The organism is Thermopolyspora flexuosa (assembly GCF_006716785.1).
Classification (GTDB): Bacteria; Actinomycetota; Actinomycetes; order Streptosporangiales; family Streptosporangiaceae; genus Thermopolyspora; species Thermopolyspora flexuosa.
Genome location: NZ_VFPQ01000002.1, coordinates 150,980 through 170,924, shown reverse-complemented (window position 1 = coordinate 170,924; position 19,945 = coordinate 150,980). Strand labels below are relative to the sequence as shown.

Below are 19,945 nucleotides of genomic sequence, written 5' to 3'. Positions count from 1 at the left end.
CACGCGAAAACGGCCCGAACCCCGCCATGTACCAGGGGCGTCGGCTCGCATATACAGGCGTGCCCTGTACCCGTGTCGCCGGCGGGATACCCGTCGCGAACGCCGGCAATAAAGGCCGGCCCGGACGGGGACGAATCCGGGCCGGCCGTGGGGGTGACGGGGCTAGGTCGCGGTCGAGCGGTTGCGGACGATCTTGGCGAGGGCGACGGCGACGACCAGGCCCGCGCCGTAGAAGACGTTCTGGATCCAGCCCGCGAAGCCGAGCAGCTGCAGGCCGAAGATGCCGGTCCACAGGAAGTAGATGGCGATCAGGGTGCCGATCGGGTTGAACCGGCCGGGCTGCACCACCGCCGTGCCGAGGAAGACCGCGGCGAGGGCGGGAAGCAGGAACTGGCTCGACGTGGTCGAGTCGAAGCCGCCGAGCGTGGACACCAGGATCAGCCCGGCCAGCCCGGCGACGAACGACGCGACGATGTACGCCCCGGCCCGGATGCGGTTGACCCGGATACCGGCGAGCCGGGCCACCTCGCGGTTCGCCCCGACGAAGAGCATGTGCCGCCCCAGCGGCGTGTAGCCCATCACGTACGCGATGCCCAGCGCGAGCGCCAGGCCGTAGAAGAACGACACCGGCATGCCGAGCACCGGGTAGAGGGCGAGGTCGCTGAACACCTCGGCCCGCACCGAGACCACGTTCGACGACGACATGGCCTGCGAGATGCCGATCACCAGGGTGCCGGTGCCGAGCGTGACCACGAGCGAGGAGACGTCGAGCCGCACCACGAAGAACGCGTTCACCACGCCGACGAGCGTGCAGGCGGCGAGCGCGGCCAGGCAGGCCACCCAGATGTTCACCCCGTGCAGCCCGGCGAGCACCGGCACGACCGTCGCGGCCAGCCCCATGATCGAGGCGATGGACAGGTCGAACTCGCCGACCATCAGCGTGATCAGCGCCGACATGGCGAGGAAGACGAGCACCGGCTGCCCGCCGAAGATCGCGCGCACCGCCCCCCAGGTGCCGAAGGTGTCCGGCATGATCAGGTAGTAGAGGAGCGCGACCGCGAGCCAGACGAGCACCAGCGCGTACCGGCTCGCGATCGTGTGCAGCAGGGCCCGCGCGGACCCGCCGCCCACCACGCCCACCGGCGGCCCGGCGGGCGGTGCCGAGGATGGGGTCGGCGCGTCGCCGTCGCCCGCGGTACGGCGGGCCGCGTCGTCGTCCGTGCTGTGCCGCGCTGCCGCGGTGTCGCTCACTGAGTCCCGCACGGGGCGCCTCCTGCGGTGGTGGTCGTGCCGGCGTAGATTGCGTCGAGTACGGCGTCGGACGTGGCGTCCCGCAGCTCGGCGAACGGCCCGCCGGGCCGGTGCACGAGGATGCGGTCGCACACGTCGGCGAGGTCGGAGGGCTCTCCGCTGACGTACAGCACCCCCACGCCCTCGTCGGCGACCTCGTGGATCGCCTTGAGCAGGTCCTGCCGCGCGCCCACGTCCACGGCCTGGGTGGCCTCGTGGAGCACGAGGAGCCGGGGCCGCAGCGACAGCCACTTGGCGAACAGGACCTTCTGCTGGTTGCCCCCGCTCAGCTCCTTGATCAGCGTCGAGGCCGACCGGGTGCGGATGGCGAGCCTGCGGATGAACCCGTCGGCCTGCTCCTGCTGCCAGCGCCGGCCCACGAACCACGGCCTGCCGCGGCGGCGGATCGTGGGCAGCGCGATGTTGTCCCGCACGTCGAGGTCGAAGGCGAGGCCGTCCCGGTCCCGGCGCTCCGGCACGAGCGAGACCCCGGCCGCCATGCAGTCGGCGACCGTCGCCCCGGCGAGCCGTACCTCCCCCAGCGGGGTGCGCAGCACCCCGGCGGACGCCGGGCGCGCCCCCGTGATCAGGTACGGGATCGCCTCGAACCCCGAGCCGGGCAGCCCGGTGAGCCCGACCACCTCGCCCTCGTGGATCGTCAGCGACACGTCCGCCACCCCGTCCCCGGACAGGCCGGTCACCTCGGCGACGACCGGCCGGTTCGCGGCCCGGACCCCGCGCGGGCGGAGCGTGCCGACGGTACGGCCGAGCATGAGCCGGGCCATGTCCGGCTCGGTCAGCTCGGCGGTGCGCAGCCCGGCCCCGGTGACCGTGCCGTCGCGCAGCACGGTCACCCGGTCGGCGAGGGCCAGCACCTCCTCGAGGTTGTGGCTCACCATGAGCACCGAGGTGCCCTCGGCGACGACCCGGCGCAGCAGCGCGTGGAACCGCACCAGCTCCTCGCGCGGCAGGGCGCGCGTCGCCTCGTCGAGGATGATCAGGCCGCCGCCGGGGGTGTGCTCGCGCAACGCCCGGGCGATCGCCACCTCGGCCCGCCGGGCCGCGGACAGCGCGGCGACCGGGGTGCGCGGGTCGAGGTCCACCTCCAGCCGGGCGAGCACGGCTCGCGCGATCTGCTCCTGGCGGCGCCAGTCGATGCGCCGCAGGAACCGGGAGTGACGGTAGCCGCCGACGCCGATGTTGTCGGCGACGGTGAGCTCGTCGAGCAGCCCGAGATCCTGGTGCACCACGGAGATGCCGAGCTCGGCCGCGGTCCGCCACTGGACGGGCAGCGGGACCTGACGCCCGTCCAGGGCCAGCCGGGCGCCGGGGTCCGGCGCGTGGTACCCGGTGAGGATCTTGATGAGCGTGGACTTGCCCGAGCCGTTCTGCCCGATGAGCGCGTGGATCTCACCGGGGGCGACCTCCAGGCCGACCTGGTGGAGCACCCGGGTCGACCCGAAGGTCTTCGACACGTTGCGGGCTTCCAGGCGATGCATCGCGCGCGGTGTTCCTTCCGGTTGACGCTCTGCGGGCGACTCGCCGTACGGCACGGCGGGCTACTGCCCGGCGCCCCAGGCGGCCAGGAACGCGTCCTTGAACGACTCGTCGCCGAACCACTCGGTGGTGAGGTACTTCTCCGGGGTGAGCGTGAGGTCCTTGATGTTGGTGGCGTCGAAGTAGCGGTTGGTCAGGTCGCTCACCGGCTCCACCTGCTCGCCCGCGAGCAGCTGCAGCAGCGCGTGCACGTACTGCCAGCCGTTGAAGATCACCGGGGTGGAGAGGTCACCGGTCTGCTCGCCGCCGGCGATCGCCTGCAGGTTCTGCAGGTCGCCGTTGGCGGAGACCACCTTGATGCCGGTCTTGCCCGCGGTCTTGATGCCCTGCAGCACCGGCTGCACGAAGTTCGCCACCGGCACGAACACCGCGTTGATGTCGGGGTTCTTCACCAGCTCGGCGCTGATCGCCGAGGGCAGCTTGTCGATGTTCGCGGTGGTGTAGTCGATGGTGGCGAGCGGGCAGTCCGGGCACAGCTCCTTGTACTTGGCGACGCCCGCGTCGCTCGCCCGGGTGGTGAGCTGCGAGTCGAGCAGGCGCAGCCACAGGCCCTTGGTGTTCGACCCGTTCTCGATCAGCCCGACCTTGGTGATCGTCTCGTAGATCTTCATCACCTGGCCGGTCGGGTCGAAGAACGCGAAGTTCGGGCTCGGCTTGGGGTCGCCCGTCGGCGGCACGCCCGCGACGAGGACCGGCACGCCCTGCGCGACCAGCGCGTCGAACGCGTTGGGGATCATCGCGTAGTCGATGAACGCCGTGATCACGGCGTCGGCCTTCTGCTCGCCGGCCTGCTTGAGGCAGTTGCCGATCTCGGCGGGGTTGAACTTGCCGTCGCAGAGTTTCACCTCGCCGCCGAGCGCGGTGACCGCCTGCTTGACGCCCTCGCCGAAGCCGTTGATCACCGACACCTGCGCGCCGATCGGCACCCACCAGACGGTCTTGCCGGTGAGGTCGACCGGATTGCTCAGCTTCTTCGGCTCCGGCCACGTGATCGGCCCGCGCAGCGCATCGATCTCGGTCTTGAGGGACGCGAAGCGGTCGTCGGCGGGGGCGGCGCCCGCCGTCCCGCCTCCGGAACCCGTGTCCCCGCCGCAGGCGGTGAGCAACAGCGAGGCGGCGGCGATGCCCGCGATGGCCTTGAACGAGCGCCGCAGGAATGATCCGCTCGTACGCACCATGCCGTGTTCCTTTGCGTTCCGGCCGCACGGGGGGCGGCAACGATCTCTTCCCTCGTCGGTGCGAAGGTCAGGCAAGGCTGACACGCGGCGAATACGCGGTGGAGCGGCTTGTTCCGGCCAATGGCACGCAACTTCCGGCCCGCGCGCGGGGTGTCGCCGTCGAGGCCGGGGGAAGCGCGCGTTCCCTCTTTCCGGCGGTACGGCGGGCATTCGGGCGGCGTTCCGACAGTCGGAACACGCCGCTGTCGGGCGGCGGCCGGGCGGGCGACCATACCTCGGGCGACGACCGGAAGGACCGGCGGGAAGGGAGCGGCCATGCACGGGCTCGGCCTCGACGGCGCGCGCCTGATCATCGACGCGGCGCTGGATGCGGCCCGGGCCGCGGGCATCCGGGTGAGCTGCTGCGTCGTCGACGCGGCCGGTGACGAGATCGCCGGGATCCGCATGGACGGCGCGCCCTGGTTCACCTGCGGGGTCGCCCGGTCGAAGGCCCGCACCGCCGCCCGGATGGGCGTCGACTCGGCGGTCGTGGCCGGCATCAAGGCCGACCACCCCGAGCTCGTCACGCTCATCGACGGGCAGCTCCCGTTCGACGTCACCACGCTCCCCGGCGGCGTCGTGATCCGCGACGGGCAGGCCGTGGCGGGCGCCGTGGGGGTCAGCGGCGCCCACCCTGACCAGGACGTGGCGGTGGCCAGGGCGGGCGTCGACGCCTGGCTCGGCCGCTGACCGGCGGTACGGCGAGCCCGGGCCGGGCGTTGCCCTGCTCGCCCGGCCCGGCGGCGGGCGATCCGGCCTCCGCGACCGTCGATCGTGGCGCGCGGTGACCCGGTTCGCACGGACCCGCCTGTCGAGGGCCGACCGGCCGGGCGAGCGGGTGCACCCGGTGCCGGCACGGCACGGTGGGCGGCACACGCAAGGATTCGTGTGGGGCAGAGCGCGGTGCCTCGCCCCGGACGACCGGGCCGCCGCCTCGCGCGTCCGCGTGCCCGGGCGGGGGCGGCCCGGCCCGCCGGGGGTGGCCGGCCGTACCCGGGAGCCGGGCGGCGGTTTCCGGCTCGGCCATGGCCGGCGCGAGGAAACGGGAAATCCGTCGGACGGGCCGTGCCGCCCTTGTTTTCCGCCCGGCATCGGACACAAATTCGGTCAGCCCTTTATTCGGGCGGATGAAATAAGCAGCTCCAGGACATTACTGCGATCTTGACTCGGTCGATCACGCCGCTTTGAATCGTTTCACGGGTCAACCGCCCGCATCGCCGCGGAGACGGGAGCATCGCAGTGAAGGTACAGATCAACGTCGATCGGTGTCAGGGACACGGCCGCTGCTACGACATAGCCCCGCAGCTGTTCGGCGAGAACGAGGAAGGCTACAGCACCGTGCTCGGCGACGGCCTGGTGCCGCCGGACCTGGAGGCCGTGGCGCGGCGCGCGGCGGCCAACTGCCCGGAGCGGGCCGTCGAGCTGGTCGAGGAGGCCTGACCGTGACGGCCGGCGAGGGCTACGTCTTCCGGGACCAGCGCGAGCACGCCCACGAGGGCATCCACAACGAGATCATCACCGGGCCGGTAACGGACTGGGCGACCGACTTCTCCCACCTGGACCCGCGGTGGGCCGCCGACCCCTACTCGATCTACGACGACCTGCGGAAACGCTGCCCGATCGCGCACACCGAGCGGTTCGGCGGCGCCTGGCTGCCGGTCCGGTACGAGGACGTCGCGGCGATCGCGTACGACACCGAGCGGTTCTCCTCCCGGTCGGTGGTGGTCAGCAACATCCGGCCGCCCCGCGACCTCGCCCCGGTGGGCAGCACCCCGCCGATCTCCTCGGATCCGCCGTTCCACCGCGAGGCCCGCAGGATCCTGCTCCCGGCGTTCACCAGGAGCGCGGTGAGCCGGTACGAGCAGACGACCCGGGACTACTGCCACAGCCTCATCGACGCCTTCGACGGCCGCGATCTCGTCGACGCGGCCAAGGAGTACGCCGAGCACATTCCGGTCCGCGTGATCGCCGCCATGCTCGGTTTCCCGGAGGAGGACGGGCCGCTTTTCCGCGAGTACATCGAGGACGTTTTCCAGGGCATCAACAAGCCGCCGGAGGAACGCGCGGTCCTGCTCAACGACCTGTTCACCTACCTCTACAAGCAGATCGAGGAACACGAGAAGGAGCCGCGCGACGACCTCACCTCGTATCTGCTCAACGTCAAGGTGAACGGCAGCAACCTCCCGGCGCCCCATGTGGCGGGCACGATCGCCCTGCTGCTCATCGCGGGCATCGACACCACGTGGAGCGCGATCGGCGCCTCGCTGTGGCACCTGGCGAAGACCCCGGCCGACCGCGAGCGCCTCGTCGCCGAGCCGGAGCTGCTCCCCACCGCGATCGAGGAGTTCCTGCGCGCGTACGCCCCCGTCACCATGGCCCGCCTGGTGAAGGAGGACATGCACTGGAACGGCGTCGACATGAAGGCCGACGACTGGATCCTGCTGTCGTTCCCGGCCGCCAACCGCGACCCGGCCCAGTTCGAGCGCGCCGACGAGGTGGTCATCGACCGCGAGGTGAACCGCCACGCCGCCTTCGGCCTCGGCATCCACCGCTGCCTCGGCTCGCACCTCGCCCGCATGGAGCTCCGGGTCGCCCTCGAGGTGTGGCTGCAGCGCATCCCGGTCTTCACCCTCGCCGACCCCGACGCCGTCACCTGGTCCTCCGGCCAGGTCCGCGGGCCGCGCACCGTCCCGGTCCGCATCGGCTAGACCGGCGACCCGTACGGCACGGCGGCCGGTCGGCCACTCCGCGGCGGGCCGCCGGCGCGCCACCCGGGCCTTCGGCGATCATGACCGTTGTTTCACGTGAAACATCGGTTTCCTTTGCTCTCCGCCGCTCCTCCCTGCCCAGATCACCGGCGGGAGGTGCCGAGACGAGGCCGGACCGTGAGGGCACGCCACGGTGAGCATGCGCCCGCCGGGGCGAGCGGCGCCTCCCCGGGACGCGACGGTGGCGGCGAGCCCGATCGGCACCGGGAAAGGAGGGGCGAGGCGCAGCGCGTCGGCGTTAGGTTGAGAAGATCATCGCCCGGAACGTGAAGCGGGAGCGTGAGATGACGTTCGTCGCCGAGGAGATCGCCGCTCAGCCCGGCTGCTGGCGGCGGGCGATCGCGCTCGCCGAGACCGTGGCCGGGTTGCCCGCGCCCGGCGAGCGCGTCGCCGTCGTCGGCTGCGGCACCTCGCTGTTCATGGCCCAGGCGTACGCGGCGCTCCGCGAGTCCTCCGGCCGAGGGGAGACCGACGCCTTCCCGGCCTCGGAGTTCCCGTTCCGGCGCCGGTACGACCGCGTCGTCGCGATCACCCGGTCGGGCACGACGACCGAGGTGGTGGAGCTGCTGCGCGCCCTGCCCTGCCCCACCGTGGCGCTCACCGGCGACACGGCCACGCCGATCGCACAGGTGGCCGACACGGTGATCGATCTCGGCTTCGCCGACGAGCGCTCGGTGGTGCAGACCCGGTTCGCCACCACCGCGCTCACCCTGCTGCGCGCACACCTGGCGCGCATCCCCTCGGCGTCCCAGGTGGCCGAGCCCGGAGTCGCGCCGGACCGTCCCGACCTCCCCGGGCAGGCCGCCGCGGCGCTCGAGGCACCGCTGCCCGCCGGGGCGGCGGGCCGTACCCGGTTCACCTTCCTCGGCGCGGGGTGGACGGTCGGCATCGCGCACGAGGCGGCGCTCAAGGTCCGCGAGGCCTCGGCCTCGTGGGCCGAGTCGTATCCGGCGATGGAGTACCGGCACGGCCCGATCAGCGTGACCGACGAGCGCAGCCTCGTCTGGTTCTTCGACCCGCCCCCGCCCGGGCTCGCCGAGCAGGTGGAGCGGACCGGCGCACTCGTCGTGCTCCCCGAGCTCGACCCGGTCGCCGAACTGATCCGGGTGCAGCGGCTCGCCGTCGAGCTCGCCACGGCGAAGGGCCTCGACCCCGACCGCCCACGTAACCTCTCCCGCTCCGTGATCCTGTCGCGGGCCTTCCTGCGGAGTGGGGAGGCGGGCGATCGCCTCGATCCGGGCGAAGCCTGACCGATCGGCCACACTTTCCGGACACCGCCTCGCAAAGCGCCGTTTCGCCGTCACGGAACGTCCGATCCTGTGACCCTGGAAAGGGGGCGGGAACCCGGCCCGCCCAGTGATCGTTTCGATCGGCGGTCAGGTCACACGACAGGCAGGAGGCGAGCGTGGTCTTCAAACGGCTGCTGGGAACCTTCGGGGTCGGCGCCCCGTCGGTGGACACCGTGCTGGCGCAGTCCCGGGTGCAGCCCGGCGAGATGCTGCGCGGCGAGGTCCGGCTGCAGGGCGGCGACTTCGACGCCGACATCGAGTCGATCGTCCTCGCGCTGGTGACGAGGGCCGAGGCTGAACACGGCGAGGGTGAGCAGACCGGTCTGATCGAGTTCGCCCGGACCCAGGTGTCCGGCCCGTTCAAGCTCCGCACCGGCGAGCAGCGCACGCTGCCGTTCGAGTTCCCGGTGCCGTGGGAGGCGCCCATCACCGAGGTGTGGGGGCAGCCGCTGTACGGCATGGCGATGGGGGTGCGCACCGAGCTCGCGATCGCCCGGGCGGTCGACAAGGGCGACCTCGACCCGGTGCAGATCGTGCCGCTGCCCTCCCAGGACGCGGTGCTCCAGGCGTTCAGCCGGCTCGGCTTCCAGCCGAAGAGCGCCGACGTCGAGGTGGGCACGCTGTACGGCATCGCCCACCACCTGCCGTGCTACCAGGAGATCGAGTTCTTCCCGCCGCCGCAGCACGCGCACGCGGTGAGCGAGGTCGAGCTCACCTTCGTGGCGAACCCGGGCGGGCTGCACATCGTGCTCGAGGCGAGCGGCCGCGGGCCCGCCGACGACTCCTTCGGCCGCTGGTACGTGAGCCACGAGGAGGCGCTGGAGCGCGACTGGGGGGCCGAGATCACCGGCTGGCTCAACGCGGTCGCCTCGTACGGCCACCACGGCGGCTACGGGCACGACCCGTACGGGCACGGCGGCTACGGGCATGACCCGTACGCCCCGCACGGCGGCCACCACGGTGGCCACCACAGCGGTCCGGGCATGGGTGCGGTCGTGGCCGCGGGCGCCGTGGGCGCGGTGGGCGGCTTCCTCGCCGCCGAGGCGATCGACGAGATCGGCGACATGCTGGAAGGCGAGGAGGAGGACTAGCGGCGAGCGACGCCCGGCGGCCTTACCGCCGCCGGGCACTTCCCTGACGCGGCCCGCGGGCCCCGGCCCGGCGGGCCGCACGCGTCCGGTGGGCATGCCACCCGGCATACGTCATCGGGCGGCCGCACCCCGCCCGATGATCGCTCACCTCGCTGCCGGCGCATCCCGGCCCCGGGCGGGATGCCGCCCACGCCCCGGTCGGCCGGGAGCGCGCGGTCAGCGGCCGCCGCGTCTGCCGTACGAGCCCGCCGCGAGCGACACGCCCACGGCGGCGAGCGCCACCTGGATGGCGAGCTCGATCCAGTCGATCCCGCGCGTGTCCGCCACGCCGAGCACGGTCGCGATGGCGGTGCCGATCAGCGCCGCGACGATCCCGATCACCATGGTCAGCCAGAGCGGAATGCGCTGGCGGCCCGGGACCACCAGCCTGCCGAGCGCTCCGATGATGATGCCGATGATGAGGGCGGAGATGATGCCGGTGATTTCCATCGCACACGCTCCCCTCGAGACGGTCGCTCGGCCGTCCTGCCGGCCGATCACGGCGGAACCGCTCACCCGATCCAACGAGATCCGCCCGTACGTGGTTCCCCGCTTCCCGGCGGCATCCCGCTGTCGCAGGGGTGACACGCGCGTGCCGTCCGTGATCGGGGCGACCGGAGCGGTGCTGCCGCTCGCCGCCGGCCGCGCCGCCCGGCTCCTGCGCGCCCCGGTGGCGCCGCCCGTCGGCGTGGTGACCACCGCGATCGGCGGCCGCCGCCTCATCTGGCCGCTCTCCCTGGAGGTACGGCGGCGCGTCTGACGCCCGCGCACATTCCGGGACGGCGGCCGTGAGCCCGCAGCGCACCGTGTGGCGCGGCTGGAATGTGACGCCTTTGTGGTAAGTGAGACCACTTTGGGTGATGCGATCTCGTTAGTATCGGCCATCGTGATGCCCACCGGAGTGCCGACCGCCGTTGCCCTCGACCCGGGCGATCCCACCGAGCTCGGCCCCTACCGGATCGCGAGCCGGCTGGGCAGGGGCGGCATGGGAACGGTCTACCTCGCCGAGGGGCCGTCGGGTCCGGTCGCGATCAAGGTGATCAACCCGCACTTCGCGAACGACCCGGAGTTCCGCAGGCGGTTCCGCCGTGAGGTGGAGGCGGCCCGCCGGGTGCGCCGGTTCTGCACCGCCCCGGTGCTCGACGCGCGCCTCGACGGCGAGCCGCTGTGGATCGTCACCGAGTACGTGGCGGGCCCCGACCTCGGCCGGGTGCTGCGCGAGAACGGGCCGCTCACCGGGTCGAACATCGAGGCGCTCGCCGTGGGCGTGGCGACCGCGCTCACCGCGATCCACGACGCGGGTGTGGTGCACCGCGACCTCAAGCCGGGGAACGTGCTGCTCTCCCCGCTCGGCCCGCGCGTGATCGACTTCGGCATCGCCCGCGCGCTCGACTCCGAGGACGGGCAGACCTCCACCGGCCGCATCCTCGGCACCCCGGACTACATCGCCCCCGAGGTGTTCACCGGCCGCCAGGCGGGGCCCGAGGCCGACATCTTCGCCTGGGGCTGCGTGATGGTCGCCGCGATGACCGGCGCCTCGCCGTTCGCGTCGAAGACGATCGAGCAGGCGTTCTACCGGGTGGTCAACGAGACCCCGGACCTGAGCGGGGTCGACCCGAGCCTCCGCCCGATCATCGCCGCCGCGCTGGAGAAGGATCCGGCGAAGCGGCCCACCGCCCAGCAGCTCCTCGACGCGCTCGTGCGGCGCCCGCACGCCGACCGCGCCGAGGTGGCCGGCACGGTACGGCTCGACCTGGCGGCGATCACCGGACCCACCCTGCCCGGCACCCGGATCGCGCCCCGGCAGCCCGAGAAGGCCCCGTGGCGGAGGCGGCTGATGGACGCGGCGATGGGCGCGGGCGCGGCGCTGCTCGCGGTCGGGCTCGTCGCCACGGCGGTGTCCGTGGGCCGGGCGCTGGCGTCGTCCGCGCCGCCCGAGGGCGAGGTGCTGTACCAGGAGAACTTCGCCCAGGAGAAGACCGGCTGGCCGGAGGACGGCTTCGCCGGGGTGGAGGCCGGGCGGAACTACACCGGCGACGGCCGGTACACCATGCGCGTGGACACCTTCGAGGACACCAAGTGGGCGAAGGCGCCGGTGAACGCGGTCCTGCCCGACGACGTCCTGGTGTCGGTCAAGCTCGACATGTCCAAGGCCGCCTCCTGGTCGGGCGTCTACTGCAACTACTCCAAGAGCGACCAGGACCGGGACCGCCTCTTCTACGTGCTCGCGGTGAACGACACGGGCCACGCGAAGATCGTCCGGGTGGACGCCGACGGGTGGCGGGACCTGACCCCGGACGTCGAGGTGCCGGAGTTCCAGAGGTCGAACGTGCAGCTGCGGGCCCGGTGCGCGCGCTCCGGCGGGGAGATGCACCTGCAGCTGTGGGCCGGTGACGAGCTCGTCGCCGAGTACGTGGACACCGAGGCGGAGAAGGCGGTCGGCAAGCCCTCGCTCGGGCTCTACCTGGAGGCCGTGCGGGGCAGCGAGACCCGGGCCTACTACGACGACTTCAGCATCACCCGGCTCGCCTGACCACCGGTACGGCCCGCCGTACGGCCGGCCCGAGCGGCGCGCACCCATCGACCCGGCGGCGTGCGTGGCGACGCGGCGCGATCGTCGCGCCTGGATGCGCATTACGTGAAAGTTACACGTGTGAGGAAAACGACACGTGCCGGTGACGCTTATTGATCACCGATCGTGCCGGTATGGTCACGAGCACGAGAGCCGTGGGTTTCACACCGTGCGGGTCGGCGCGGTGAGAATACCTGTTCAGCGGGCATATGCGACGCAGTGGCAGGGGCGCGGTCAGAGCAGCACGAACCGCCCCATAAAGTTACAGGCGGGTTACCGGTCCTGTACTGAGGGGATCATGTTGCACGAGAAGCTGTCGTCAATCTACGAGAACGTCCTGCGGCGCAATCCCGGCGAGACCGAGTTCCACCAGGCCGTACGCGAGGTCCTGGAGAGCATCGGCCCGGTGCTCGGCAAGCACCCCGAGTACGCCGAGTCCAAGGTCATCGAGCGGATCTGCGAGCCGGAGCGGCAGATCATCTTCCGGGTGCCGTGGGAGGACGACAACGGCGAGGTCCACATCAACCGCGGCTTCCGTGTCGAGTTCAACAGCGCGCTCGGCCCGTACAAGGGTGGTCTGCGTTTCCACCCGTCGGTGTACCTCGGCATCGTCAAGTTCCTGGGATTCGAGCAGATCTTCAAGAACAGCCTCACCGGCCTGCCCATCGGCGGCGCCAAGGGCGGCGCGGACTTCGACCCCAAGGGCAAGTCCGAGCGCGAGATCATGCGCTTCTGCCAGAGCTTCATGACGGAGCTCTACCGCCACCTCGGCGAGCACACCGACGTGCCCGCGGGTGACACCGGCGTCGGCCAGCGCGAGATCGGCTTCCTGTTCGGCCAGTACAAGCGCATCACCAACCGGTACGAGTCCGGCGTGATCACCGGCAAGGGCCTGGTGTACGGCGGTGCGCAGGTGCGGACCGAGGCGACCGGGTACGGCTGCGCGTTCTTCGTCGAGGAGATGCTGCGCGCCCGCGGCACGTCGTTCGACGGCAAGCGGGTCGTGGTGTCCGGCGCCGGCAACGTCGCCATCTACACCATCGAGAAGGTGCAGCAGCTCGGCGGCCGTGTGGTGGCCTGCTCCGACTCCTCCGGCTACGTGGTCGACGAGAAGGGCATCGACCTCGACCTGCTCAAGCAGGTGAAGGAGGTCGAGCGCGCCCGCATCGAGGTCTACGCCAAGCGCCGCGGCGGCGACGCGATCTTCATCCCGGGCCGCAGCGTCTGGGAGGTGCCCTGCGAGGTCGCCATGCCCTCCGCCACCCAGAACGAGATCACCGGCCGCGACGCCGAGCGGCTCGTCCGCAACGGCTGCATCGCGGTGGGCGAGGGCGCGAACATGCCGACCACCCCCGAGGGCATCCGCATCTTCCAGGAGGCGGGCGTCGCCTTCGGCCCGGGCAAGGCCGCCAACGCCGGCGGTGTCGCCACCAGCGCGCTGGAGATGCAGCAGAACGCGAGCCGCGACTCGTGGTCCTTCGAGTTCTCCGAGCAGCGTCTCCGCGACATCATGCGCGACATCCACAGCCGCTGCCTCGCCACCGCCGAGGAGTACGGCATGCCGGGCAACTACGTCGCCGGCGCCAACATCGACGGCTTCAAGCGGGTGGCGGACGCCATGCTCGCCCTCGGCCTCATCTGATCGCACGCCTTCGATCACTCGTCACGATCGTTCGCAGCGACGGCCCCCGCGCCGACAACGACGTCGGCCGCATGACCTGATGACCCGACCGCGATGATCTCGCGCCGACAACGGCGTCGGCGCACGGATCACGCCGAACCGATCGTCCGCGCCGCCAACGATGTCGGCGCTTCGATCGCCCCGCAACACCTCTTTCTCTCGCCTCTCGCCACACCCGAGATCGGCCCCCATCACCCTCGCCATCGCGGCACGCGTGTGCCCGATTTCGTGTACGCGTCGTGCCCCATCGGTTACCTTCTGGTGGTAAACCCTGGTGGCAGGCTTGTTTCGCGTGTGACGCCCTCGTGGTCCGGCACCGTTCAGGGCACGTGCCGGAGGAAGCAAACGACGGCGGGAGGCGCGCGGCACACCGCCGGGCGATCCGGTTCCGTTGACCGGCGACGATCCCAGGCCAGACGTACCTGCTATCGCAGGGGGGCGAGAGGAAGTCCCGCCCGTCGCCGCCACGCGTTCCAACCCGAGCCTTCTCGTTCGCGTACGAACGCGAATCGAGCGTTCGTTCCCGATCGCGATCTTCCGCGCGTCGAGCGGTACGAAGGACATGGCCCGACAGGCAGGCGGACGTTCCTGCGTCACCGGCATGTCGCCGACGCGGCCCGGGACACCCGCGTACGGATAGGGACGGGATCACTCGCTCAGCGGTACAGGCGCCGCGCTGCTCCCCGGCCTGATGCCGGGATCGGGCGCGCAAAGACCGGAACTCTCCCCGAGGAGCCGGAAATGCGCGTCCCGGCTCCGCCTAGGAAGATCGTCGCCGTTCACGGCGATGCGCTCGTGATCGCCACTAGCCTGCCGTACAAGGTCCACTCGAAGCGGGTGGGCGGTGGTGGCCGGCACGGGACGCAACCAAGCGATCGTTCAACGGGCGTGCGCGGAACGGCCGGGCGTGTGTGGCCGGTGGCCGTTCCCATGGTCGGCCGCCGGGCGGGCGGCCGTGGCGGCGAGCGGACCGCCGGGGCAGGCGGGTGTTCGCCGCCTGACAGATCGGGACGGCCCCGCGTGGCGGCCGTCCGCCGGGGAGGCGGGCCGTGATCGGCCCGTCAGGGGTTCTGTTCCTTACCCGGCTCCCGCTGCGCCTCGCGTCCGGCCGCGGCGCGGGCGGCGATGCGGGCCTGGCGGCGGTACTCGGCACGCAGGTCGAAGAGGCGGCCGAGGGTGCCCGCGACGATGAGGCCCGCGGCGACGATGATCACCTCGCCGACGGCCATGCCCACGCCGATCAGGACGAGCGCGATGGCGAGCACCACCCACACCGTGCCGGGGCGGTAGCGTGTGGGGTGGTTCCGGCGGCCGGTGGACGGGGGACGGGGAAGACGCGGCTCGGAGCGCTCCATCCACACCTCCGGTCCGGTCTGGGGGCGGTTCTGCAGATCGTGCGCCACCTGCTTCTCCTTTCCAGACGCGCAGGGTGCGTTTCCACCATGACCCGCGCCGGGGGAAAAAGCCATCCAGGGCTTCCCTCATATCCGTCCAGGGCTTCCCTCATATAGCGTGGGGGGTGACCTGTACGGATATGGGTGGCGGTGCCTATGGATCCCAGGCCCTTGTTCCCGCAATCTTGATCGGTAACCGTTTCCGCCGGGCCGTACCGCGTCCCCGCCGGTGCGGGGCGCCTGAGCGACCTCACCGGCCGTGGGCGATCATGGTGAGGGAGGGCGAGGGGGAAAATCGGGGAAGGATCGAGCTAGGTGTCCCTTTTCTGGCGGATTTTCCTGCTGAATGCGATCGTTCTCATCGGGGCGACCGCGTTGCTGCTGGGACCGGTGACCGTCTCCACCCCCGTGCTCCTCACCGAGGCGGCGATCCTCGCCGTGGGCCTCGCCGCCATGCTCGTGCTCAACGCGCTGCTGCTGCGCATCGGCCTCCGCCCGCTGCAGCGGCTCACCAGGGCGATGACCACCGCGGACCTGCTCCGCCCGGGCGAACGGCCCGGCGTCACCGGCGGCCGCGAGATCGCCGAGCTGATCAGCGCGTTCAACGCGATGCTCGACCGGCTGGAGGCCGAGCGGGCGGCGAGCGCGGCGAACGCCCTCTCCGCGCAGGAGGCCGAGCGGGCCCGCATCGCCCGTGAACTGCACGACGAGATCGGGCAGACCCTCACCGCCGTGCTGCTCGAGCTCAAGTCGGTCGCCGACCACGCACCGCCCGAGATCCGCGAGGAGCTGCTCCACGTCGTGGAGACCACCCGCTCCAGCCTCGACGAGATCCGCCGGGTGGCCCGGCGGCTGCGCCCCGGCGTGCTCGAGGAGTTCGGGCTGGTGGCGGCGCTGAAGGCGCTCACCAACGAGTTCGCCACGCCCGTGCTGTCGGTGCAGCACCGCATCGACAGCGACCTGCCGCCGCTCGGCCCCGACGTGGAGCTCGTGCTCTACCGCGTCGCTCAGGAAGGGCTGACCAACGTCGTCCGCCACGCGCAGGCCAAGACCGCGCACCTCATCCTCAGGCGCGTGCCCGGCGGCGTGCGCCTGCGCATCGTCGATGACGGCCGGGGCATCCGCGGGGCCGCCGAGGGGACCGGGATCAGCGGGATGCGCGAACGCGCCCTCCTGGTCGGGGCCAAGCTCCACATCGGCCCCGCCGGCCGCTGCCACCCCGACTCCGATGCCGACCTCGAGCTCGGCATCACCCCCGGCGGCGGCACCGAGGTGTGCCTGACCGTTCCCGTCCGACAGGGGAGCCATTGACCATGTCCGAGGCGAATGTCACCCGTATCCTGCTTGCCGACGACCACGCGCTGGTCCGGCGAGGGGTACGGCTCATCCTCGACGGCGAACCCGACCTCACCGTGGTCGCCGAGGCCGGGGACGGGGCCGAGGCCATCGAACAGGCCCGTGCGCACCGGCCCGACCTGGCCATCCTCGACATCGCCATGCCCCGCATGACCGGGCTCCAGGCCGCGCGCGAGCTGTCGCGCATCATGCCGGAGCTGCGGATCCTCATGCTCACCATGTACGACAACGAGCAGTTCTTCTTCGAGGCGCTGAGCGCCGGGGCCTCGGGCTACGTGCTCAAGTCCGTCGCCGACCGCGACCTCGTGGAGGCCTGCCGGGCCGCGATGCGCGGCGAGCCCTTCCTCTACCCCGGCGCGATCAAGGCCCTCATCCGCAGCCACCTCGAGCGCGCCCGGCAGGGCGGCGCCGTACCGGCGAAGGCGATCACCGAACGGGAGGAGGAGATCCTCAAGCTCGTCGCCGAGGGCCACACCTCGCAGGAGATCGCCGACATGCTCGTCATCAGCGTGAAGACGGTCGAGCGGCACCGCGCCAACCTGCTGCAGAAGCTCGGCCTCAAGGACCGCCTCGAGCTCACCCGGTACGCGATCCGGGTGGGCCTCATCGAGCCCTGAGCTGTGTCACACATGCGGTGTCACATGCCGAGCACGCGCCGCCGTACCTCGGGGGAGGCGGCGAGCCAGGCTGCGGCGCCCGCGGCGACGAAGGCGCGGTGCGGGTCCTGCTCGACCGCCGTACCGCGCCGGTGGTCGCCCGGTGCAGGTCGGCGTCGGCGTGCCACCGCGTACGGGCGACGCCGTGGTGGATCGCGCTCGGTCCGGCGAGGGACGGCCGGACCGGCGAAGGGGATGTGGCGCGGCTGTCACCGTCCTTCGGACGTCGCGAGCACGGCGTCGGCCGCGGCGTACGCCCCGTAGGGGCGCGTACACCTTGATTCGTGACCTGCGAATGTGTAGTAACGATTTACGCTGTGCAATACAGCTGTTCGGGATGTTCGCAGAAGTGAACAAAGTGTCCCGGCCGGACCATAGGCGGCGGGAGGGCCGTGATCGTGGCGGCAGCGAGCGCCGGGCCGCGAACGCCGACCACGACGCGGTCCGGACGGTGGGTCAGCGGAAGCGCTCGAGCACGAACCAGACGCCGACCGCGGGCTCGGTGCCGTGGTTGGCGTAGGCGTGCGGGGTCGAGCTGTCGAAGCACACCGAGTCGCCGGGGCCGAGCTCGTAGGTCTCGAAGCCGAGGGTGAGGGTGAGCCGGCCGCTGAGCACGTGGCCGAACTCGGTGCCGGAGTGCCGCATGAGCAGGCCGTCCGAGGACGAGCGGCCGCCCGGGGCGTAGGTGATGCGCAGGAAGTCCACGTGGGTGTCGGGCAGCTGGCCGAGCAGCTCCCAGGTCACGCCCGAGTCGAGGCGCAGCTCCTCGCGCTCGTCCGCGCGCACCACCGGGCCGACATGGCGCTTGCGGGACAGCATGCGCAGGCCCCGCGCGGTGGCCGACTCCGTGCCGGGTACGGCGGGGCCGCCCTCGCCCGCAGCCTCCTCGCCCCGCTCGCCGGTGGCGCCGGCGGCCGGAGCCGCGGCGAGGCCCGTGGCGATCCCGGCGAGCACCGCCGCCACCTCCGCGCCGGGGCCGATCCGCGGGTCGGCGGGCGCCTTCCCGCCCTCCGGCGGCGCCGCTTCCGCGGCGGCACCCGCGCCCTCCCCGGCCCGCGGGGTCTCGGGCTCGCCGAACACGTCCTCGATGGAGATGCCGAGCGCGGTGGTGATCGCGTACAGCGTGCTCACCGACGGGCTGCTCTTCCCGGTCTCGATCTGCGAGATCAGGCTCGCCGACACGTCGACGGCGCGGGCGAGCCCCCGCACGCTCATGCCCTTGCGCAACCGGGCCGCACGAAGCCGCTCCCCGATCGCGGCCACCGCCGACGCGCTCATCGCCGAGCCACCCCTCCTGCGATCATCCGGCCTCTCGCCGTGTCCCCGTCACCTGGTGGCGTCACCGGGCCGTCCGATGCCCGCCGGGCCCGCCGGGCCCGCCGGCGCGCCCGGCGCCGTCCCTTCTCAGTGTCGCGAAACGCCTCCCCGGTCGGGTGCCGAACCGCCGGGAACCGTGCACCGGCCCTGCACACGGTCACCATCGCAGGGCCCTCGTCCCGCACCTCCCCGCCGGTGGGGCGGTCATCCGCGGAAACGAATGATCGCGGTGCGATGTGGCCGGGCGGTGAACGTTCGCGCCATCGAATGTTTCGGGCGCCTCAATGGTAGGCACCGCGAACATGTGAACTGATGCTTGACGCCCTCGCGCCCCGGGTCTAACGTCCGGTAAGCGACACTGAACATCTTAGCACTGTAGCAGAGAGGGTGCGTGGGCGATGGCGATCGCGACCTACGGCACGAACGCCGTCGACTGGGAGCAGCGCATCGACCTCGACCGTCTCCGCTCGGAGCGGCTGGCGCGGCTCACCGCGCAGCTGGAGCGCTCGGAGCTAGGCGCGGTCCTGGCCTTCGATTTCGCGAACATCCGGTACATGACGGCGACCCACATCGGCACCTGGGCGATCGACAAGTACATCCGGTTCGCCCTGCTGTGCCGAGGCGCCGAGCCGATCGTCTGGGACTTCGGTTCCGCGGCCCGGCACCACCAGCTCTACAACCCCTGGCTCGACGGCGCGAACCGGGCCCGGGCCGGCATCTCGGTGCTGCGCGGCGCGTTCCACCCGGACGCGGGCATCGCCGAGGACCTCGCCCGCACGATCGCGCACGAGCTCGCCGAGCGTGGCCTGGCGAACGAGCCGATCGGCGTCGACATCGTCGAGATGCCGGTGCTCGCCGCGCTGCAGAACGCGGGCCTGCGCGTGGTCGACGGCCAGCAGCTCTTCCTCGAGGCCCGCCGGATCAAGACCCGCGACGAGATCGCCCTGCTCACCCAGGCGTGCTCGATGGTGGACGCCGCCTACGAGGCGCTGTACGACTTCCTCCGCCCGGGCGTGCGCGAGAACGAGTGCGTCGGCCTGGTGAGCAAGGTGCTCTACGACCTCGGCAGCGAGTACGTCGAGGGCGTGAACGCGATCTCCGGCGAGCGCTGCTCCCCGCACCCGCACGTGTACAGCGACCGGCTCATCCGCCCCGGCGACCCGGCGTACTTCGACATCCTGCACAGCCACATGGGCTACCGCACCTGCTACTACCGCTGCTTCGCGGTGGGCAGCGCCTCCCCGGCGATGCGGGACGCCTACATCCGGTGCCGCGAGTACATGGACATGGCGATCGCCGCGGTGAAGCCCGGCGCCACCACCGCGGACATCGTCCGGCTGTGGCCGCGCGCCGAGGAGTTCGGCTTCCCCGATGAGCGGGCCGCGTTCGCCCTCCAGTACGGCCACGGCGTCGGCCTGTCCATCTGGGAGAAGCCGATCTTCAGCCGGCTGGTCTCGCTCGACCACCCCGAGGTGCTCGAGGAGGGCATGGTCTTCGCGCTCGAGACGTTCTGGCCCGCCAAGGACGGCTGGTCGGCCGCGCGCATCGAGGAGGAGGTCGTGGTCACCGCGGACGGCTGCGAGGTGATCACCAAGTTCCCGGCCGAGGAGCTGCTCGTCGCCGGCCGCCGCTACTTCACCCCGACCGGGCCGCTGCCCGCCGTACGGGAGGCGGAGTCGCACCGCAACACCAAGGCGGGCCGTGGGGAGTGAGGACGC

At 71.9% G+C, this 19,945-nt stretch carries 18 protein-coding genes; 11 read left to right on the top strand and 7 right to left on the bottom strand.

Translation table 11 applies throughout. The annotated features are described in order from the left end of the window. Positions 1 to 162: 162 nt before the first annotated feature. The 3 genes from FHX40_RS23210 to FHX40_RS23200 are packed head-to-tail and all read right to left on the bottom strand — an operon-like array spanning position 163 to position 4,025. On the bottom strand, positions 163 to 1,263 hold the full coding sequence (locus tag FHX40_RS23210; RefSeq protein ID WP_142262097.1) for an ABC transporter permease: 1,101 nt from the start codon (positions 1,261 to 1,263) through the stop codon (positions 163 to 165). Then, positions 1,248 to 2,789 carry a sugar ABC transporter ATP-binding protein gene (locus FHX40_RS23205; protein ID WP_142262096.1) on the bottom strand — a complete coding sequence of 514 codons (1,542 nt, stop codon included), beginning with the start codon at positions 2,787 to 2,789 and terminating at the stop codon, positions 1,248 to 1,250. The genes FHX40_RS23210 and FHX40_RS23205 overlap by 16 nt, the downstream gene beginning before the upstream one ends. 60 nt (positions 2,790 to 2,849) lie before the next feature. Further along, complete coding sequence (locus FHX40_RS23200; RefSeq protein ID WP_142262095.1) at positions 2,850 to 4,025, bottom strand: sugar ABC transporter substrate-binding protein; 1,176 nt, start codon at positions 4,023 to 4,025, stop codon at positions 2,850 to 2,852. 315 nt (positions 4,026 to 4,340) lie between these two features. Here FHX40_RS23200 and FHX40_RS23195 point away from each other — a divergent pair, with 315 nt between their 5' ends. The 5 genes from FHX40_RS23195 (at position 4,341) to FHX40_RS23175 (ending at position 9,212) form a co-directional block, all read left to right on the top strand. Continuing rightward, positions 4,341 to 4,754: a GlcG/HbpS family heme-binding protein gene (locus FHX40_RS23195; RefSeq protein ID WP_142262094.1), complete on the top strand. Its 414-nt coding sequence runs from the start codon at positions 4,341 to 4,343 to the stop codon at positions 4,752 to 4,754. Between the two features lie 549 nt (positions 4,755 to 5,303). Next, positions 5,304 to 5,504 (top strand): ferredoxin, encoded by a 201-nt coding sequence (locus FHX40_RS23190; protein WP_142262093.1) that lies wholly within the window; start codon positions 5,304 to 5,306, stop codon positions 5,502 to 5,504. A 2-nt stretch (positions 5,505 to 5,506) separates the two neighbouring features. Beyond that, complete coding sequence (locus FHX40_RS23185) at positions 5,507 to 6,772, top strand: cytochrome P450 (protein WP_229788465.1); 1,266 nt, start codon at positions 5,507 to 5,509, stop codon at positions 6,770 to 6,772. Positions 6,773 to 7,098: 326 nt separating this feature from the next. Next, a complete protein-coding gene (locus tag FHX40_RS23180) occupies positions 7,099 to 8,082 on the top strand; it encodes an SIS domain-containing protein (protein ID WP_229788466.1) in 984 nt (327 codons plus the stop codon). A gap of 155 nt (positions 8,083 to 8,237) precedes the next feature. After that, on the top strand, positions 8,238 to 9,212 hold the full coding sequence (locus tag FHX40_RS23175; RefSeq protein ID WP_142262092.1) for a sporulation protein: 975 nt from the start codon (positions 8,238 to 8,240) through the stop codon (positions 9,210 to 9,212). A 216-nt stretch (positions 9,213 to 9,428) separates the two neighbouring features. Here the strand turns inward: FHX40_RS23175 and FHX40_RS23170 are convergent, their stop codons facing one another. Further along, positions 9,429 to 9,701, bottom strand: a complete 273-nt coding sequence (locus FHX40_RS23170) for a GlsB/YeaQ/YmgE family stress response membrane protein (RefSeq protein ID WP_142262091.1) — start codon at positions 9,699 to 9,701, stop codon at positions 9,429 to 9,431. Positions 9,702 to 9,843: 142 nt separating this feature from the next. Here FHX40_RS23170 and FHX40_RS25300 point away from each other — a divergent pair, with 142 nt between their 5' ends. From FHX40_RS25300 to gdhA, 3 genes are all read left to right on the top strand, one after another. Then, positions 9,844 to 10,011, top strand: a complete 168-nt coding sequence (locus tag FHX40_RS25300) for a hypothetical protein (protein WP_170198975.1) — start codon at positions 9,844 to 9,846, stop codon at positions 10,009 to 10,011. Positions 10,012 to 10,140: 129 nt separating this feature from the next. Next, positions 10,141 to 11,784, top strand: a complete 1,644-nt coding sequence (locus FHX40_RS23165; protein WP_229788559.1) for a serine/threonine-protein kinase — start codon at positions 10,141 to 10,143, stop codon at positions 11,782 to 11,784. Between the two features lie 337 nt (positions 11,785 to 12,121). Further along, entirely contained in the window at positions 12,122 to 13,465 is a 1,344-nt protein-coding gene (gene gdhA, locus FHX40_RS23160; protein WP_142262089.1) for an NADP-specific glutamate dehydrogenase, read from the top strand. Positions 13,466 to 14,565: 1,100 nt separating this feature from the next. On the opposite strand, the gene FHX40_RS23155 is transcribed toward gdhA, so the two are convergent. Beyond that, entirely contained in the window at positions 14,566 to 14,907 is a 342-nt protein-coding gene (locus FHX40_RS23155) for a hypothetical protein (protein WP_142262088.1), read from the bottom strand. Positions 14,908 to 15,213: 306 nt separating this feature from the next. Between FHX40_RS23155 and FHX40_RS23150 the strand changes: the two genes are divergently transcribed. Both FHX40_RS23150 and FHX40_RS23145 read left to right on the top strand, forming a co-directional pair. Then, positions 15,214 to 16,209: a HAMP domain-containing sensor histidine kinase gene (locus FHX40_RS23150; protein WP_142262087.1), complete on the top strand. Its 996-nt coding sequence runs from the start codon at positions 15,214 to 15,216 to the stop codon at positions 16,207 to 16,209. Positions 16,210 to 16,211: 2 nt separating this feature from the next. Beyond that, the gene (locus tag FHX40_RS23145; RefSeq protein WP_142262086.1) at positions 16,212 to 16,871 is read left to right on the top strand and encodes a response regulator; all 660 of its coding nucleotides are present in this window, start codon (positions 16,212 to 16,214) and stop codon (positions 16,869 to 16,871) included. A gap of 20 nt (positions 16,872 to 16,891) precedes the next feature. On the opposite strand, the gene FHX40_RS25295 is transcribed toward FHX40_RS23145, so the two are convergent. Both FHX40_RS25295 and FHX40_RS25595 read right to left on the bottom strand, forming a co-directional pair. Continuing rightward, complete coding sequence (locus tag FHX40_RS25295; protein WP_170198974.1) at positions 16,892 to 17,038, bottom strand: hypothetical protein; 147 nt, start codon at positions 17,036 to 17,038, stop codon at positions 16,892 to 16,894. 328 nt (positions 17,039 to 17,366) lie between these two features. Then, the gene (locus tag FHX40_RS25595) at positions 17,367 to 18,188 is read right to left on the bottom strand and encodes a helix-turn-helix domain-containing protein (RefSeq protein WP_211350487.1); all 822 of its coding nucleotides are present in this window, start codon (positions 18,186 to 18,188) and stop codon (positions 17,367 to 17,369) included. A gap of 437 nt (positions 18,189 to 18,625) precedes the next feature. On the opposite strand from FHX40_RS25595, the gene FHX40_RS23130 reads away from it, so the two are divergent. Further along, positions 18,626 to 19,939, top strand: coding sequence for a M24 family metallopeptidase (locus tag FHX40_RS23130; RefSeq protein ID WP_142262085.1), 1,314 nt, complete (start codon positions 18,626 to 18,628; stop codon positions 19,937 to 19,939). Positions 19,940 to 19,945: the final 6 nt, after the last annotated feature.

What these genes read in the sequence shown, in the direction of transcription:
- FHX40_RS23205 (WP_142262096.1), bottom strand. Translation starts at nt 2,789, where the DNA reads ATGCATCGCCTGGAAGCCCGCAACGTGTCGAAGACCTTCGGGTCGACC.
- FHX40_RS23200 (WP_142262095.1), bottom strand. Translation starts at nt 4,025, where the DNA reads ATGGTGCGTACGAGCGGATCATTCCTGCGGCGCTCGTTCAAGGCCATC.
- FHX40_RS23195 (WP_142262094.1), top strand. Translation starts at nt 4,341, where the DNA reads ATGCACGGGCTCGGCCTCGACGGCGCGCGCCTGATCATCGACGCGGCG.
- FHX40_RS23170 (WP_142262091.1), bottom strand. Translation starts at nt 9,701, where the DNA reads ATGGAAATCACCGGCATCATCTCCGCCCTCATCATCGGCATCATCATC.
- FHX40_RS23165 (WP_229788559.1), top strand. Translation starts at nt 10,141, where the DNA reads ATGCCCACCGGAGTGCCGACCGCCGTTGCCCTCGACCCGGGCGATCCC.
- gdhA (WP_142262089.1), top strand. Translation starts at nt 12,122, where the DNA reads ATGTTGCACGAGAAGCTGTCGTCAATCTACGAGAACGTCCTGCGGCGC.
- FHX40_RS23145 (WP_142262086.1), top strand. Translation starts at nt 16,212, where the DNA reads ATGTCCGAGGCGAATGTCACCCGTATCCTGCTTGCCGACGACCACGCG.
- FHX40_RS25595 (WP_211350487.1), bottom strand. Translation starts at nt 18,188, where the DNA reads ATGAGCGCGTCGGCGGTGGCCGCGATCGGGGAGCGGCTTCGTGCGGCC.
- FHX40_RS23130 (WP_142262085.1), top strand. Translation starts at nt 18,626, where the DNA reads ATGGCGATCGCGACCTACGGCACGAACGCCGTCGACTGGGAGCAGCGC.